This is a genomic window from Enterobacter cloacae complex sp. P47BA, assembly GCF_014930485.1.
Classification (GTDB): domain Bacteria; phylum Pseudomonadota; class Gammaproteobacteria; order Enterobacterales; family Enterobacteriaceae; genus Enterobacter; species Enterobacter bugandensis.
Map to the genome: position 1 here is coordinate 709,179 of NZ_JADBRF010000001.1, position 15,932 is coordinate 725,110.

A 15,932-nucleotide genomic window follows, 5' to 3' on the forward strand; every position below is an offset into this window, starting at 1 on the left:
TCCACTCCTTTAGCGCTGGAACGGGTAAACCGAGCCCAGCTGCAGGATTGACGATAACGCGTCCAGCGCCTCGCGCCCTTCGCGCAGCAGCTGCGGGTCAACCAGATCGGCCTGCGTTAACCGGTCGCGATAGTAGCGGTCCACCCAGTCGTTCAGGGTGTTAAAGAGCGTCTCATTCATCATGACTGCCGGGTTAACGGCCTGTATTTCATTTGGCGTTAACACGACCCGCAGGCGCAGACAGGCGGGACCACCGCCGTTAGCCATGCTTTCGCGCAGGTCAAACACGCGCAGCTCGTCAATCGGGTTATCAGCCTTCACCAGTTCGGTGAGGTAGCGCCACACGCCCCGATGATCCCGGGACTCCTGCGGCAGCACCAGCATCATGCTGCCGTCATCGCGGCTCAGCAACTGGCTGTTGAACAGATAGGTTTCGACCGCGTCCTGCACGCTGACCGCCTGCGTTGGCACCTGGATCGGCATAAAGCCGGGCACGCGTTCGTGCAGCGTGGCGAGCAGCTTATCCTGATGGGCAAAGGCCTGCTCATGGCAGAACAGCACCTGGCGGTTGGACACGGCAATCACGTCGTTATGGAACACGCCCTGGTCGATCACGTGCGGGTTCTGCTGGGCAAAAATCACCTGGGAAGGATTGACCTGGTTCAGGCGCGCAACCGCCTGGCTGGCCGCGAGCGTCTGACGCGCTGGATAACGGGTTGGCGCGGCGTGGCCGCCCTCTTCCCGCCCGTAGATAAACAGCTGCACGGCGGGATCGCCGTAATCGCCACCCAGCCGGTTATGGTTGGCCGCGCCTTCGTCGCCAAACATCGCCACCTGCGGCAGGGCCTGATGGATCTCAAAATGGGCGTCATGCTTGAAAATAGCGCGCAGCACGCGCTCGGTGGTGTCCGCTTCGGTGGCGCGATGAAACTTATTATTCAGGTTCGCCACCGTCAGGTGGACTTTACCATCCAGCGTATCGGCTGACGGCGCGACGGTGGCCGCGTTGGCCACCCACATTGAGGAGGCAGAGCTTGCCGCAGAGAGCAAATGCGGCGTCTGCGTACCCGCTTTTTCGACGACCTGCTCGTCCGTACCGCTAAATCCTAGCTGGCGCAGCACCGCCACGTTAGGGCGTTCCTGCGGCGGGATCACCGCCTGCGGGAAGCCGGCATCCGCCAGCGCCTTCATTTTTAGCAGCCCCTGCTTCGCCGCCAGCTTCGGGTTGGAGACCTGAAAGCGGTGCTTCGTCGAGGCTTCATTACCAAAGGAGAGACCGGCATAGTGGTGCGTCAGCCCCACCAGCCCGTCAAAGTTGACTTCACGCGCTTTCATGGCCTTCTCCCTTCGTAAAATCGAGCCCCGGATTAAGCGTCTCCGGCAGCGTCAGCGCCGGGGTTTCCAGACTCGCCATCGGCCACGCGCAGTAATCGGCGGCATACCAGGCGCTGGCGCGATGGTTGCCCGAGGCGCCCACGCCGCCGAACGGCGCGGTGCTCGCCGCCCCGGTCAGCGGTTTATTCCAGTTCACGATCCCGGCACGCGCTTCCAGCAGCAGTTGTTCAAACTTCTCGCGATGCGGCGATATCAGCCCGCTCGACAGGCCGTAGCGGGTGTTATTCGCCATCGCAATGGCCGCATCAAAATCGTCGTAACGCCAGACGCACAGCAGCGGGCCAAACACCTCTTCATCCGGCACGCTGCTCGCACTGCTCATCTCTACGATGCCCGGCATCAGCAGCGAGGTACCCGGCTGGACCTGCTTCGGCTCCAGCAGGGTTTTCGCCCCGCGCGCTACGTGGTCCTGCCAGGCGTTGAGCACGTTCAGCGCGGCCTGTTCGGAGATCAGCCCGCCGATAAACGGCTGCGGATCGGCATCCCACGCGGCAGGCACCAGCCGCGCGCTCACCTCTACCAGACGCTTCAGGAAGGCATCCCCCTGCGCGCCGCGCTTGACCAGCAGGCGACGGGCGCAGGTGCAGCGCTGTCCGGCGGTAATAAAGGCGGACTGGATCGTCAGGTGCACCGCGGCATCGATATCGTCGGGATCTTCGACAATCAGCGGGTTGTTGCCGCCCATCTCCAGCGCCAGAATTTTCTCCGGCTGCCCCGCCAGCTGGCGGTGCAGCTGATAGCCCGTTCCGGCGCTGCCGGTAAACAGCAGGCCGTCGATATCGCTCAGCGCGCTCAGCGCCTGGCCGGTTTCCCTCCCGCCCTGCACGAGGTTCAGCACGCCCGGCGGCAGCCCGGCCTGCTCCCACAGCTTCACCACCGCCTCGCCGGTTAACGGCGTAAGCTCGCTCGGTTTGAAGATGACGGTATTGCCCGCCAGCAGCGCGGGCACAATGTGACCATTCGGCAGATGCCCCGGGAAGTTATACGGGCCAAACACCGCCAGCACGCCGTGCGGACGGTGGCGCAGCGTGGCCGCGCCGTCCGGCATCTCAGTATGCTGCTCGCCGGTGCGGGTGTGGTACGCCTTAACCGAAATAGCGATTTTATTGATCATCGCCGTCACTTCGGTCGCCGCTTCCCAGCGCGGTTTGCTGGTTTCGGACGCGATGATGCGCGTCAGCTCGGCCTTGTTGGCCTCCAGCAGTCCGGCAAATTTTTCAATAAGCGCCTGGCGCTCGGCGAATGGCCGTTTTGCCCACGCGGGAAACGCGTGTCGTGCGGAACGGCAGGCCTGCTCGACCTGCGCGACGCTGGCGTCATTTCCCTTCCACAGCACCTCTTTTCCAACTGGATTGGTTTTTACGCGCTGTTCGCCCTCGCCCGTTACCCAGTCACCGTTAATCCATAATGTCATGCTGTTTTCTCCTCAGGGCAGAGACGCACCAGGCGAACCGTATCGCCGGCGTTACATTTCAGGGCATCCAGCTCTGCAGCCGTCAGCACCAGACGTTCACATTTCGGGTTGGTCCGCACCAGCATGGCGCGGAAGTTGGCGTAATTTTCGTTCGCCACCAGGCATGCCGGCCAGTCACCCGGCGCGGGCTGGCCTTCGGATACCTCAACCAGGCGGCTTTTGCGGATGGCGCGCACGCGGTCGATATCGCACTCAAGCGTTGGCCCGCCGTCAAAGATGTCGACATAGTTACGGTAGCGGAAGCCCTCTTTCTCCAGCACCGCGCGGGCAGGCGCGGTTTGCGGATGCACTTCGCCAATTACCGCCTGCGCTTCAGGCGTTAAGAAATGGGTATAGATAGGATGTTTAGGCATCAGCTCCGCGATAAACGCCTTCTGGCCGGTGCCGCAGAGATAGTCCGCCCGGCTGAACTCCATCGAGAAGAAGCGCTCGCCCAGGCTCTCCCAGAAGGGCGAGTAGCCTTTGTCGTCGATCACGCCGCGCATCTCTGCCACCACTTTTTCGTTAAAGCGATCGCGGAAAGCGGCCATAAACATAAAGCGCGATTTGGAGAGCAGATAGCCGTTGCCCTCTTTGCGCCACGCCGGGTCGAGGAACAGCGTACAGAGCTCGCTGGCGCCCGTGTGGTCATTGCAGAGAAACAGCGTGGGCAGCGCGTTATAGACGTTCAGCTCTTTCGAGGCGTGAACCATGGTGCCGACGCGGTAGTTGTACCACGGGTCGTTAAGCCCGACGGCCACTTCAATGGCGCAGATCCCGGCCACGCTCCCCGTGTCGGTGTCTTCCAGCACGAACACGTAACCCTGTTCGCTTTTTGGCAACGTCCCCTGCCAGGTTTGCAGGGCGCGCTCAATGCGCGCCGACAGCGTTTTTTCATCGGCAGGAAGCGAGGTCAGCCCGCCTCCCGTCTTACCGGCAAGCTGCATGAGCCCGGCAATATCGCCGCGCTCAACGGGACGGATGACCATCATGATGACACCCCGGATTTCACCTTCTCACACGCCAGCGCAAAACGATCCAGACCGGTTTGCACCTCTTCCTCGCTGACAATCAGCGCAGGGGCAAAACGCACCACGTTGGCACCGGCAATCAGCACCATCACGCCCGCTTTTGCCGCTTCCTGTGAAATAAGCTTCGCTTTTCCGGCAAACTCAGCCGTGAGCTCGCAGCCGATCAACAGCCCCAGGCCGCGAATTTCTTTAAACAGGCCAAGCTTGCCGTTGATGGCGTTCAGGCGCTCAACGAACCACTCGTGACGCTGCTTAACGCCCTTCAGCACCTCAGGGGTGTTAATGATGTCGAGAACCTGTCCGGCGACGGCGGTTGCCAGCGGGTTGCCGCCGTAGGTGGTGCCGTGGGTGCCCACGGTCATCACGCTGGCGAATTTATCGGTGGTCAGCGTCGCGCCAATCGGGAAGCCGCCGCCCAGCGCTTTGGCGGTAGAGAGAACGTCCGGCGTCACGCCGTAGTGCATATAGGCATACAGCTCGCCGGTGCGGCCCACGCCGGTCTGCACTTCGTCGAAAATCAGGACCGCGTCGTGACGGTCGCACAGCTCGCGCAGCCCCTGCAGGAATGCCTTTTGCGCCGGAAGCACGCCGCCCTCGCCCTGCATCGGTTCGACAATCACCGCGCAGGTGGTGTCGTTAATCAGCTCGCTGGCGGACTGCAGATCGTTATAAATGCCGTGGCGGATATCCGGCGGCAGCGGAGCGAAATCCTGCGAATAAGAAGGCTGGCCGCCCGCGCTCACGGTAAAGAGCGTGCGCCCGTGGAAAGCATTTTTAAACGCCACAATCCCGCTCTTGTGCGTCCCAAACTTGTCGTGGGCATATTTGCGCGCCAGCTTCAGCGCCGCTTCGTTGGCTTCCGCGCCAGAGTTACAGAAAAAGACTTTTTCAGCGAAGGTCGCGTCAATCAGCTTTTTCGCCAGGCGCAGTGCGGGCTCGTTGGTAAAGCCGTTGCCGGTATGCCAGAACTTCGCCGCCTGGTCGTTCAGCGCCTGACGCAGCGCCGGGTGGGCATGACCCAGCGCATTCACCGCAATCCCCCCGGCAAAGTCGATATACTCTTTACCCTGCTGATCCCACAGGCGTGAGCCTTCCCCGCGAACCGGAATAAAAGCCGCCGGAGCGTAAACCGGCATCATCCATTCATCGAAATTTTCACGCGTAATTGACAGAGACATAGCGACCTCATCCGGTAAATAAAAAGTTATTTGAATGTTAAATAATTGAGTGTTTGCACTGTGAATGTAGATTGCAGCCTTCGTGCCAGCCAGCGATAAAAATGCATAAACGGGGTGAGGTAACAGAATATCAATAGGTTACAATATGGAGTTATTCACTGTTAGTGCATAAAAAGTGAATATTTTTACGACAAGCGGCGCTTTGCCGCATGAAAATCAGAAAGAGTATGCACAGGCCAAATATAATTCTGGAATTGTGATCGCTCGCGAAATTTATCGACCCTTTACGCCCTGTTTGAGGGCGAAGCGCGTCAGAATGGTGCAAATATTGCACCACCGGCATTATCTGTCGCAGTTATTGGTCGAACCCGGTAACAGTTGACGCAAATTCTGCTACCATCCATGCACTATTCACCTTGCACTGGCAGCGACTATGAAATTTGTCTCTTTTAATATCAACGGCCTGCGCGCCCGCCCTCATCAGCTAGAAGCCATTGTTGAGCAACATCAGCCAGATGTGATCGGCCTGCAGGAGACCAAGGTACACGACGACATGTTCCCCCTCGAAGAGGTGGCGAAACTCGGCTACAACGTCTTTTACCACGGTCAGAAAGGTCACTATGGCGTCGCGCTGCTCACCAAAGACACGCCGGTTTCCGTGCGCCGCGGCTTCCCCGGCGACGGTGAAGAAGCCCAGCGCCGCATCATCATGGCGGAAGTGCCTTCCGCACTCGGGAATATTACGGTCATTAACGGCTATTTCCCGCAGGGTGAGAGCCGCGATCACGAGACAAAATTCCCGGCCAAAGCGAAGTTTTATCAGGATCTGCAGAACTATCTGACGACCGAACTGAAAAAAGAGAATCCGGTGCTGATCATGGGCGACATGAACATCAGCCCGACGGATCTGGATATCGGCATCGGCGAAGAGAACCGCAAACGCTGGCTGCGCACCGGCAAATGCTCCTTCCTGCCGGAAGAGCGTGAGTGGATGGAGCGCCTTCTGGGCTGGGGCCTGGTGGATACCTTCCGCAATGCCAACCCGGAAACGCAGGATCGCTTCTCGTGGTTTGACTACCGCTCGAAGGGCTTTGACGACAACCGCGGCCTGCGTATCGATCTGCTGCTGGCGAGTACGCCGCTGGCGGAGCGCTGCATCGAAACCGGGATCGACTACGACATCCGCAGCATGGAAAAACCGTCGGACCACGCGCCGGTATGGGCTAAATTCAAGCTGTAATCGCGCGTGAACATACGAAAAACACTCTTCCTGTGCGCCCTTCTGGGCGCATTTCTTATGACATTTGTCATTCTGCCGCCTGACACGCTTTCTCTGGCAGGAATTAAAACCCACCAGCAGACGCTACTCTCCCATGTCGACCACGCGCCGCTGCGTAGCGCGCTGATCTTCTTTGCGCTTTACGTGGCGGTTTCCGCTCTCTCGATACCCGGCGCGGCGGTTCTGACCCTGCTGGGCGGGGCGTTATTTACGCTGTGGGAAGGCACCGTGCTGGTTTCTTTTGCCTCCACGCTCGGGGCCACGCTGGCGATGCTCGCCAGCCGTTACCTGCTGCGCGACTGGGTGCAGCGGCGGTTTGCCCGACAGATGGCAACGGTAAATGCGGGCATGGCGCGCGACGGCGCGGGCTATCTTTTTGCCCTGCGCCTGATGCCGCTGTTCCCGTTTTTCCTGGTGAATTTACTGATGGGGCTGACCCGCATCACGGTCCGGCGCTACTGGTGGGTCAGCCAGCTCGCCATGCTGCCCGCGACGGTTATCTTTCTGAACGCCGGGCGGGAACTGGGAAAAGTGGCATCGCTGCGCGATATTTTGTCGCCGGGCGTGGTATTCGCCTTTACACTACTGGGGTTATTACCGCTGGTTACGCGCCGGCTGTTTTCCCGCTATCTCCCTGCTGATAAAAAGTGAGGCATTATGCGCCGTGTGCGTTTTTGCACGTTTCTGACCGGTCTGCTGCTGGCAGCCCCCCTCTATGCCGCCGACGGCTGGCAAGCTATTCAACAGCAGGCCAAAGGCCAGACCGTCTGGTTTAACGCCTGGGGCGGCGATCCGGCGGTTAACCGCTACCTTGAGTGGGTCAGCGGTGAGATGCAAACGCACTATGCCATCACCCTAAAAATCGTCCCGCTGGCGGATGCCGCCGATGCGGTCAAACGTATTCAGACGGAAGCCGCCGCAGGGCGTAAGACCAACGGCTCGGTCGACCTCCTGTGGGTGAACGGCGAGAACTTCCGCACGCTAAAAGAGGCGAACCTGCTGCAAACCGGGTGGGCGCAGGGTCTGCCCAACTGGCGCTATGTCGATACCCGTAAACCCGTTACGGAAGATTTTGCGATTCCAACCGACGGGGCGGAATCGCCGTGGGGCGGCGCGCAGCTGACCTTTATCGCCAGCAAAGTCAGCATGCCAATGCCGCCGGAGGATCCGCAGGCGTTGCTGGCGTACGCGCAGCAGCACCCGGGCAAGGTGAGCTATCCTCGCCCACCCGATTTTACCGGCACGGCCTTTCTTGAGCAGCTGCTGCTGACGCTTTCGGCGCATCCCGAGGCGTTACAAAAAGCGCCTGATGATACGTTTGCCCAGGTTACGGCGCCGCTCTGGGCCTACCTCGATAAACTGCACCCGCTGCTGTGGCGTGAAGGAAAAGACTTCCCTCCCTCACCCGCCCGGATGGATGCCCTGCTCGCCAGCGGAAGTCTGAACCTGTCGCTGACCTTTAACCCGGCGCATGCGCAGCAAAAAGTGGCGAGCGGCGAACTGCCTGCCGACAGCTATAGCTTTGGTTTTCGCGACGGGATGCTCGGCAACGTGCATTTTGTGGCTATTCCGGCTAATGCCAGCGCGAGCGCGGGGGCGAAAATGGTCGCCAATTTCCTGCTGTCGCCGCAGGCGCAGATCCGCAAGGCCGACCCGGCCATTTGGGGGGATCCGAGCGTGCTGGATGCGAAAACGCTGCCCGAAGGTGAAGCGAAACAGCTGCAGGCCCATACGCCTCAGGGGCAGCCGAAGGTGCTCCCGGAGCCGCAGTCCGCGTGGGTGAACGCGCTGGAGCAGGAATGGCTGCGTCGTTACGGCACCCGTTAGGCTGGCTTGTCTGGCTGGCGATGACGGTGATTTATCTGCCGATCCTGCCCGCTGGCACAGTGCTGTTCGCGCCGGCCTTTTCCGTGACGAACTGGCAGCGGCTGCTAAACGATCCTCAGCTGCCGCAGGCAGCCGTTGCTACGCTGGTCTCAACGCTTATCGCTACGCTGGGGGCGTTGTTTATCGCCCTTTCCCTCGTGGCTCTTTTCTGGCCCGGCACCCGCTGGCGGCGCCTCAGCACGCGCCTGCCGTGGCTGCTGGCGATCCCCCACGTGGCCTTCGCCACCAGCGCGCTACTGCTGTTTGCCGAGGGCGGACTGTTTTATCAGGTTTGTACCGTCTGTTCGCCGCCGTTTGACCGCTACGGCGTAGGGCTGGGCCTGACGCTCGCGGTCAAAGAGAGCGCATTTGTGCTGTGGGCCATTTACGCCGTGCTGCCGGGAAAAGGGCTTGCGCAGCAGAAGATCGTCCTGCAAACCTTTGGCTACGGGCGTTTTCAGACGCTCAGTTGGGTGATCCTTCCGGCGATCGCGCCCGTACTCGGGGCGATGATGCTGGCGGTGCTGGCGTGGTCGCTGTCGGTTGTGGACGTAGCGATCGTTCTCGGGCCCGGCAACCCGCCCACGCTGGCCGTGCTGGCCTGGCAGTGGCTGAGCCAGGGCGACGCGCAGCAGCAGGTGAAAGGGACACTGCTGTGCCTGGTGCTCCTTCTTTTGCTGGCCGCGCTTGCCGCGCTGGGGTACGGCCTGTGGAAGGTCTGGCGTCGCGCGATTCCGGACCTGAGCGGGACGCGCCGCAGGTTGCATCTCGTCCTGCCTGAACGCGCATTCAGCGGCTTTTTGCCCGCATGCGGCCTCCTTTGCGCCGCCGTGCTGTTGATGCTGGCGCAGCGGGACGACGTAGGTCCCGTGGGAACCAGCCTCTCCTTCGGTCTGCTTTCGAGCCTTATCGCCCTGATCGTCATTTTTCTCTGGCTGGAATGGGGACCGCAGCGCGGCGCGGCGTGGGTGTGGCTACCGCTCGCCCTTCCGGCACTGCCGCTCGTCACCGGGCAATACGCGATTGCTTTGCATCTGGGTCTCGACGGAGGCTTTTTCGCCGTCCTCTGGAGCCATCTGCTGTGGGTGATACCGTGGATGCTGCTGGTGCTGCAGCCCGCCTGGCGGCGGATCGATCCCCGGCTTATCCTTACCGCCAGAACGCTCGGCTGGCGGCGGGCAAAAATTTTCTGCCTGCTGAAATGTCCCCTGCTGGTGCGTCCTGCGCTGCTGGCCTTTGCCACCGGCTTTTCCGTCAGCATGGCCCAATATATGCCGACCCTGTGGCTGGGCGCGGGGCGTTTCGCCACGCTGACCACCGAGACCGTCGCGCTCAGCAGCGGAGGCAGCATCCCGGTTCTCGCTAACCGTGCCCTGGGATTACTGCTGGTCACGGGCGTCGTATTCGGTCTTGCTGCGCTGTTATCCCGGCTCGCGGGCCGCTACCGTCAAGGATTACGCTAATGCTCAAGGTCAACGATCTCACCATCGAACCGCTTTTCCGCGAGGTCAATTTTTGCGTACCCCGCGGGAAGATTGTCACCCTGATGGGGCCATCCGGCAGCGGCAAATCGACCCTCTTTGCCTGGATGGTCGGCGCGCTGTCAGAGGATTTTCAGGCGCAGGGCGAACTGTGGATCGGCGAACGCCGCTGCGACGGTTTGCCCGTCGAATCCCGCGGTCTGGGGATTCTTTTTCAGGACGCGCTGCTGTTTGACCCTTTCAGCGTTGGGCAAAATTTGCTGCTGGCCTTGCCTGAGCGGATCGCGGGACGCGCACGGCGAGAAGCGGTCGAGCAGGCGCTGGATTCCGCCGGGCTTGGCGGTCATTACGACAGCGATCCGGCCACCCTTTCCGGCGGAGAGCGCGCCCGGGTGAGCCTGCTGCGCGCCCTGCTCGCAGAGCCGCAGGCGCTGCTGCTGGACGAACCGTTCAGCCGCCTTGATAAAGCGTTACGCACGACGTTCCGGGCATGGGTATTTGACGCCGTCCGCGCGCGCAATATTCCGGTGGTGCTGGTCACCCATGACGAGGACGATATTCCGCCCGGCGGCGAGGTGATGGAGATTTCTCGCTGGCAATAATGTGCTAACGCAATGTTTTCCGTTTCGGGAGAGACGACAATGCCCCCCTCTTTTACTGACGTCAGGTTATTCGATGAAACGTGTTTCTCAACTGACCGCGCTGGCCCTGATCTGCGGCCTCGCCTCTTTTTCCTCTCAGGCTGCTGATATGGCCAACGCGATGACGCTGTCTCAGCTTCAGGCGCAGCACGGCGCGGCAATCGACACCCGCCCCAGCGCCTTCTATAACGGCTGGCCGCAGACCCTCAGCGGTCCTTCCGGGCACGAACCCGCTGCGCTCAACCTGGCAGCCGCCTGGCTTAGCGCCATGAGCGACGAGCAGATTGCACTTTGGGCAAAACAGCATCAGCTTACCCCTGCGACGTCCATCGCGCTGTATGGCGAGGAGAACGATAACCAGGCGGTGAAAGCCCGTCTGGAGAAAGCTGGTTACCGCCACGTTTCGCTGCTCAGCGATGCTCTGCGGACGCCCGACCGCCTTCAGCGCCTGCCCCACTTTGAACAGCTGGTCTACCCGCAGTGGATCCACCGGCTTCAGCAGGGCAAACCGGTGACCGCCGCGCCGGCGGGCGAATGGAAAGTCATAGAAGCGGCCTGGGGCGCGCCGAAGTTTTACCTGCTTAACCACATTCCCGGCGCGGGCTACATTGACACCAACGAGGTGGAAAGCGAGCCGCTGTGGAACAAAGTCTCCGACGACAGGCTGAAAGCAATGCTGGCAAAGCACGGGATCCGTCACGATACCACCGTCATTCTGTACGGGCGCGACGTGTATGCCGCCGCGCGCGTGGCGCAGATCATGCTCTACGCGGGCGTGAAGGATGTGCGCCTTCTCGATGGCGGCTGGAAGGCGTGGTCAGATGCCGGTCTGCCGGTTGAGCGCGGTACGCCCGGCAAAGTGGCTCCTGCCCCTGATTTTGGCGCGCCGATCCCCGGCCAGCCGCAGCTGATGGTGGATATGGAACAGGCGCGCGGCATGCTGCACCGTCAGGATGCCTCCCTGGTCAGCATTCGTTCATGGCCGGAGTTTATCGGCGAAACCAGCGGCTACAGCTACATCAAGCCAAAAGGTGAAATTGCCGGTGCCCGCTGGGGTCACGCGGGCAGCGATGCCACCCATATGGAGGATTTCCATAACCCGGATGGCACCATGCGCAGCGCTGACGACATCGCCGCCCAGTGGAAGCGCTGGAATATTCTGCCGGAACAGCAGGTCGCGTTTTACTGCGGCACCGGCTGGCGGGCGTCCGAAACCTTTATGTACGCCCGGGCGATGGGCTGGAAAAATATCGCCGTCTATGACGGCGGCTGGTACGAATGGAGCAGCCACCCGCAGAACCCGGTCACCGCCGGAGAGCGCGGACCAGAGAGTGCTCTCTAACGGGTGAGTGACTTCAGCGTCACGTAGCCGCTCCAGATGCGCGTTGTGGTGGTCAACCAGCACAGCGCGCCGAATATCCACGCGAACAGCGTAAACTGTGCCGGAAACAGGCAGCACAGCACGAACAGCGCGATGGTCTCCGTCCCTTCCGTTAACCCGCCGATATAGTAAAACGACTTATGCGCATAGCCGGGGTTGTCGATATCGTGCTTCGCCGCCAGCGCGGCAAAGGCGAGAAAACTGCTGCCGGTGCCGATAAAAGCAAACAACAGCCAGGCCGCCGCCAGCGCATTCTCTACGGGTGCAGCCAGCGCAAAGCCAAACGGCACCAGCGCATAGAACAGAAAATCGAGGGCGATATCGAGAAACCCTCCCGCATCCGTCAGCCCTCTCCGACGCGCCAGCGCGCCGTCCAGACCATCCAGCAGGCGGTTCAGGACGATGGCGGCCAGCGCCGCCGGATACCAGCCGAGGGCCAGAAACGGCAACGCCAGCAGGCCGATGGCAAACCCGGCAAGCGTTAATCCGTCGGGCGTAACGCCCGGCTTATCCAGCACGGATACCAGACGGTCCAGAGCGGGTTTTACCCGCGGGTGCAGGTGACGGTCAAGCATCAGGCCTCCCTTTAAACGTGGCGCACAGCCCCTGTGCCGGTATATCCAGCGCGGCATTAAACCGGGCCGAGAGATTCTGAAAGGCAATGAGCGCCGTCATTTCAGTGATGGCATCATCCGTAAAGTGGCGTTTCATCACCGTTTTGATTGCTTCATCCACCCGGGGCGGCGTGGCGGTCACCGCCTCCGCATAGGCCAGCGCCGCGCGTTCCTGTTCACTGAACACGTCAGAATTAGCCCAGCCGCTTACGGCCTGGACTTTATCCAGCGCGCCGCAGCGCTCGGCCAGGCGCAGGCTGTTGGCGTCAATACAGAACGCACAGTGGCACAGCTGCGATACGCGCGTCATAAGCAGCGAGCGCAGCACTGGCGTCAGGCGCGCTTTTCTGCGCTCCAGAAACCCCACAAACAAAGCGACCAGCCAGAACAGACGCGGCATGCGTCCCCACCAGCGCGTGGGGTTCAGCACGGCGCCGAAGTGTTTTTGCTGCATGGCGGCAATGGGTTTTACGCTCGCCGGAAGGGTTGGGATGGGCTCTACCCAGGTGGACGTCTCTTTCACCTGATTCTCCTGATGGCTGGACTCTTTGAAAGGGCACGATAATATGGCGTTTTTCGCTATCAAGTATTGACGACCATGCTAAAAACAGTCGATGTCGTTGCGGCCATCATCGAAAAAGACGACAAAATTTTACTGGCACAGCGCCCTGCTCACGCCGACCAGCCGGGAATGTGGGAGTTCGCTGGCGGCAAAGTGGAGGCCGGAGAAACCCAGCCTGAGGCGCTTATCCGCGAGCTGCGTGAAGAGCTGGGTATCGAGGCTCAGCCTGAGCAGTACGTGGCGAGCCATCAGCGCGAGGTATCACAGCGGTTAATCAACCTGCACGCCTGGCACGTACCCCGCCTCAGCGGAGAGTTAACGGCGCACTACCACAGCGCGCTGGCGTGGTGTACGCCGGAAGAGGCTTTCAGTTATGAGTTAGCTCCGGCGGATATTCCGCTGCTGGAGGCGTTTATTCTTTTACGCGACGCCAGACCAGCGGATTCGTGCTGATGGTACGTTCATCGCGCTGGCAATGCAGCAGCACGCCATCCGCCTTCACGACGGCCCCTTCAGAATAGTTTTGATCCTGGTAGATGCAGCACTGGTTACACGGCTGCGCGCGCTGGCCGCTGGAGCTAAACACCTCCGGCGGCACATTCACTTCTACATCCGGGCGAATGCGGTCAGCCTGCGCGCCTGCGGTCAACATCAATGATAACGCGGCCATCACGTAACGGTTCATAGACTTCTCTTCCTGTTGTGTCCTGATAATGACTATAACGGTAAATCGGACAGAATCTTTAATTTAGCGCGCCATCGCTTTTTGTTATGACGCGGCCCGGGTCATTAATTTCCCTTTCGGTCCACATTTCTGCTTGCTTCACAAAGCGGTACGGGTGGTATAGTCAAAAAAACAACACAAATCGCATAAGCAACATACATTAATGACTATAAGAGGTTCTTATATCTATGGATCAGACACGCTCTCTGGAAAGTTTCCTTGCCTATGTTCAGCAGCGCGACCCTCATCAAAGCGAATTTGCTCAGGCCGTTCGTGAAGTAATGACTACCCTCTGGCCGTTCCTTGAAGAAAACCCGCGCTATCGTCAACTGTCGCTGCTGGAACGTCTGGTTGAACCAGAGCGTGTGATCCAGTTCCGCGTGACCTGGGTGGATGACCGCAACCAGGTACAGGTCAACCGCGCCTGGCGCGTGCAGTTTAACTCCGCCATCGGTCCGTTTAAGGGCGGCATGCGCTTCCACCCTTCCGTGAACCTGTCGATTCTGAAATTCCTTGGCTTTGAACAGACGTTTAAAAACGCGCTCACCACCCTGCCAATGGGCGGCGGTAAAGGCGGGAGCAATTTCGACCCGAAAGGCAAAAGCGAAGGCGAAGTGATGCGTTTCTGTCAGGCGCTAATGACCGAGCTCTACCGCCACCTCGGCCCGGACACCGACGTACCGGCGGGGGATATCGGCGTGGGGGCCCGCGAAGTGGGCTTTATGGCCGGGATGATGAAAAAGCTCTCCAACAACAGCGCCTGCGTCTTTACCGGCAAAGGATTATCGTTTGGCGGCAGCCTGATCCGCCCGGAGGCGACCGGCTACGGCCTGGTTTACTTCACCGAGGCAATGCTCAAGCGTCACGGTTTAGGTTTCGAGGGGATGCGCGTGGCGGTCTCCGGCTCCGGTAACGTGGCGCAGTACGCTATCGAAAAAGCGATGCAGTTTGGTGCCCGCGTGGTAACGGCCTCCGACTCTAAAGGCACGGTAGTGGACGAAGCGGGCTTTACGGCGGAGAAGCTGGCGCGCCTGTGCGAAATCAAAGCCAGCCGCGATGGCCGACTTGCCGATTATGCCGCGGAGTTTGGCCTGACGTATCTGGAAGGCAAACAGCCGTGGGGCGTGCCGGTGGATATCGCCCTGCCGTGCGCCACGCAAAACGAACTGGACGCGGACGCCGCGCGCACGCTAATTAGCAACGGCGTGAAGGCGGTAGCGGAAGGGGCGAATATGCCGACCACTATCGAGGCAACGGATCTGTTCCTGGAGGCGGGCGTGCTGTTTGCGCCAGGCAAGGCGGCGAACGCGGGCGGCGTGGCGACCTCCGGCCTGGAGATGGCGCAAAACGCGGCGCGGCTCGGCTGGAAGGCGGAGAAAGTGGATGCCCGTTTGCACCACATCATGCTGGATATTCACCATGCCTGCGTCGAGTACGGCGGCGAGGCATCGCAAACCAACTACGTGCGCGGGGCAAATATCGCCGGGTTCGTGAAGGTGGCGGATGCGATGATTGGGCAGGGTGTGATTTAAGGTTTATATCGTGCGGCCGGGTGCCCTCACCCCGGCCCTCTCCCACAGGGCTGAGGGATCCCCACAAAATAATACCAGCACGGACGACCCCCTCTCCCTTGGGGTGTACGGTCCGGGGACATAGTGAACACTTGTTCGGGGACATGGTAGACACTTACAACTAAGGCATAAGAACCCGTCTATGGAGTCGCTTATGCCCTGGGATGCGAGAGATACCATGTCATTACGTACCGAGTTTGTACTGTTCGCCTCGCAGGACGGGGCGAACATCCGTTCCCTCTGCCGTCAGTTCGGCATTTCTCCTGCCACCGCCTACAAGTGGCTTCAGCGCTGGGCTGAGGAAGGTGCCTCCGGTCTTCAGGACCGCCCGCGCATACCGCACCATTCCCCGAACCGCTCATCTGACGACATCACGGCCCTGCTGCGCATGGCCCATGAGCGCCATGAACGCTGGGGCGCCCGCAAGATTAAGCGCTGGCTTGAAGACCAGGGGCACCGTATGCCCGCCTTCAGCACCGTCCATAATCTGATGGCCCGTCACGGTCTGCTGCCGGGCGCATCACCGGGCATTCCCGCCACGGGACGGTTCGAACACGACGCGCCGAACCGGCTCTGGCAGATGGATTTTAAGGGCCACTTTCCCTTTGGCGGTGGCCGCTGCCATCCGCTCACCCTGCTGGACGACCACTCCCGTTTTTCCCTGTGCCTGGCGCACTGTACCGATGAACGGCGCGAGACCGTGCAGCAGCAGCTGGTCAGCGCGTTTGAACGCTACGGCCTGCCGGACCGGATGAC

16 protein-coding genes are annotated in these 15,932 nt (G+C 60.7%); 9 read left to right on the forward strand and 7 right to left on the reverse strand.

Going from position 1 to position 15,932, the window contains the following annotated elements; all coding sequences use genetic code 11:
• Positions 1-9 precede the first annotated feature (9 nt).
• Genes astB through IM299_RS03390 form a run of 4 tightly spaced genes read right to left on the reverse strand, consistent with a single transcriptional unit; the run spans position 10 to position 5,057 of the window.
• On the reverse strand, positions 10-1,335 hold the full coding sequence (gene astB / locus IM299_RS03375) for an N-succinylarginine dihydrolase (RefSeq protein ID WP_045261593.1): 1,326 nt from the start codon (positions 1,333-1,335) through the stop codon (positions 10-12).
• The gene (astD, locus tag IM299_RS03380) at positions 1,322-2,809 is read right to left on the reverse strand and encodes a succinylglutamate-semialdehyde dehydrogenase (RefSeq protein ID WP_193357046.1); all 1,488 of its coding nucleotides are present in this window, start codon (positions 2,807-2,809) and stop codon (positions 1,322-1,324) included. Before astD ends, astB begins: the two co-directional genes overlap by 14 nt.
• Positions 2,806-3,840: an arginine N-succinyltransferase gene (gene astA, locus IM299_RS03385; protein WP_028012791.1), complete on the reverse strand. Its 1,035-nt coding sequence runs from the start codon at positions 3,838-3,840 to the stop codon at positions 2,806-2,808. The genes astD and astA overlap by 4 nt, the downstream gene beginning before the upstream one ends.
• A complete protein-coding gene (locus IM299_RS03390; protein ID WP_028012790.1) occupies positions 3,837-5,057 on the reverse strand; it encodes an aspartate aminotransferase family protein in 1,221 nt (406 codons plus the stop codon). The genes astA and IM299_RS03390 overlap by 4 nt, the downstream gene beginning before the upstream one ends.
• A 433-nt stretch (positions 5,058-5,490) precedes the next feature.
• On the opposite strand from IM299_RS03390, the gene xthA reads away from it, so the two are divergent.
• From xthA to IM299_RS03420, 6 genes are all read left to right on the forward strand, one after another.
• The gene (gene xthA, locus IM299_RS03395; protein WP_032644863.1) at positions 5,491-6,297 is read left to right on the forward strand and encodes an exodeoxyribonuclease III; all 807 of its coding nucleotides are present in this window, start codon (positions 5,491-5,493) and stop codon (positions 6,295-6,297) included.
• A gap of 6 nt (positions 6,298-6,303) precedes the next feature.
• Complete coding sequence (locus IM299_RS03400; protein WP_028012788.1) at positions 6,304-6,987, forward strand: TVP38/TMEM64 family protein; 684 nt, start codon at positions 6,304-6,306, stop codon at positions 6,985-6,987.
• A gap of 15 nt (positions 6,988-7,002) precedes the next feature.
• On the forward strand, positions 7,003-8,163 hold the full coding sequence (locus IM299_RS03405; RefSeq protein WP_370567613.1) for an ABC transporter substrate-binding protein: 1,161 nt from the start codon (positions 7,003-7,005) through the stop codon (positions 8,161-8,163).
• The gene (locus IM299_RS03410) at positions 8,136-9,665 is read left to right on the forward strand and encodes a thiamine ABC transporter permease (RefSeq protein ID WP_193357047.1); all 1,530 of its coding nucleotides are present in this window, start codon (positions 8,136-8,138) and stop codon (positions 9,663-9,665) included. The genes IM299_RS03405 and IM299_RS03410 overlap by 28 nt, the downstream gene beginning before the upstream one ends.
• Positions 9,665-10,285, forward strand: a complete 621-nt coding sequence (locus IM299_RS03415; RefSeq protein WP_193357048.1) for an ATP-binding cassette domain-containing protein — start codon at positions 9,665-9,667, stop codon at positions 10,283-10,285. The genes IM299_RS03410 and IM299_RS03415 overlap by 1 nt, the downstream gene beginning before the upstream one ends.
• Positions 10,286-10,358: 73 nt before the next feature.
• A complete protein-coding gene (locus IM299_RS03420) occupies positions 10,359-11,666 on the forward strand; it encodes a sulfurtransferase (RefSeq protein ID WP_041910468.1) in 1,308 nt (435 codons plus the stop codon).
• Here IM299_RS03420 and IM299_RS03425 read toward each other — a convergent pair.
• Both IM299_RS03425 and IM299_RS03430 read right to left on the reverse strand, forming a co-directional pair.
• Positions 11,663-12,280, reverse strand: coding sequence for a CDP-alcohol phosphatidyltransferase family protein (locus IM299_RS03425; RefSeq protein ID WP_041910469.1), 618 nt, complete (start codon positions 12,278-12,280; stop codon positions 11,663-11,665). The two genes, IM299_RS03420 and IM299_RS03425, sit on opposite strands and share 4 nt — an antisense overlap.
• Positions 12,273-12,842: a carboxymuconolactone decarboxylase family protein gene (locus tag IM299_RS03430; RefSeq protein ID WP_193357049.1), complete on the reverse strand. Its 570-nt coding sequence runs from the start codon at positions 12,840-12,842 to the stop codon at positions 12,273-12,275. The genes IM299_RS03425 and IM299_RS03430 overlap by 8 nt, the downstream gene beginning before the upstream one ends.
• Before the next feature lie 75 nt (positions 12,843-12,917).
• Between IM299_RS03430 and IM299_RS03435 the strand changes: the two genes are divergently transcribed.
• The gene (locus IM299_RS03435) at positions 12,918-13,334 is read left to right on the forward strand and encodes a pyrimidine (deoxy)nucleoside triphosphate diphosphatase (protein ID WP_193357050.1); all 417 of its coding nucleotides are present in this window, start codon (positions 12,918-12,920) and stop codon (positions 13,332-13,334) included.
• On the opposite strand, the gene IM299_RS03440 is transcribed toward IM299_RS03435, so the two are convergent.
• Complete coding sequence (locus IM299_RS03440; protein WP_193357051.1) at positions 13,294-13,566, reverse strand: YnjH family protein; 273 nt, start codon at positions 13,564-13,566, stop codon at positions 13,294-13,296. The two genes, IM299_RS03435 and IM299_RS03440, sit on opposite strands and share 41 nt — an antisense overlap.
• Before the next feature lie 227 nt (positions 13,567-13,793).
• On the opposite strand from IM299_RS03440, the gene gdhA reads away from it, so the two are divergent.
• Together gdhA and IM299_RS03450 are read left to right on the forward strand one after the other, a co-directional pair.
• Positions 13,794-15,137, forward strand: coding sequence for an NADP-specific glutamate dehydrogenase (gene gdhA / locus IM299_RS03445; protein ID WP_192985969.1), 1,344 nt, complete (start codon positions 13,794-13,796; stop codon positions 15,135-15,137).
• 181 nt (positions 15,138-15,318) lie between these two features.
• A partial coding sequence (locus IM299_RS03450) for a helix-turn-helix domain-containing protein (RefSeq protein WP_193357052.1) occupies positions 15,319-15,932 on the forward strand: 614 nt, incomplete at its 3' end.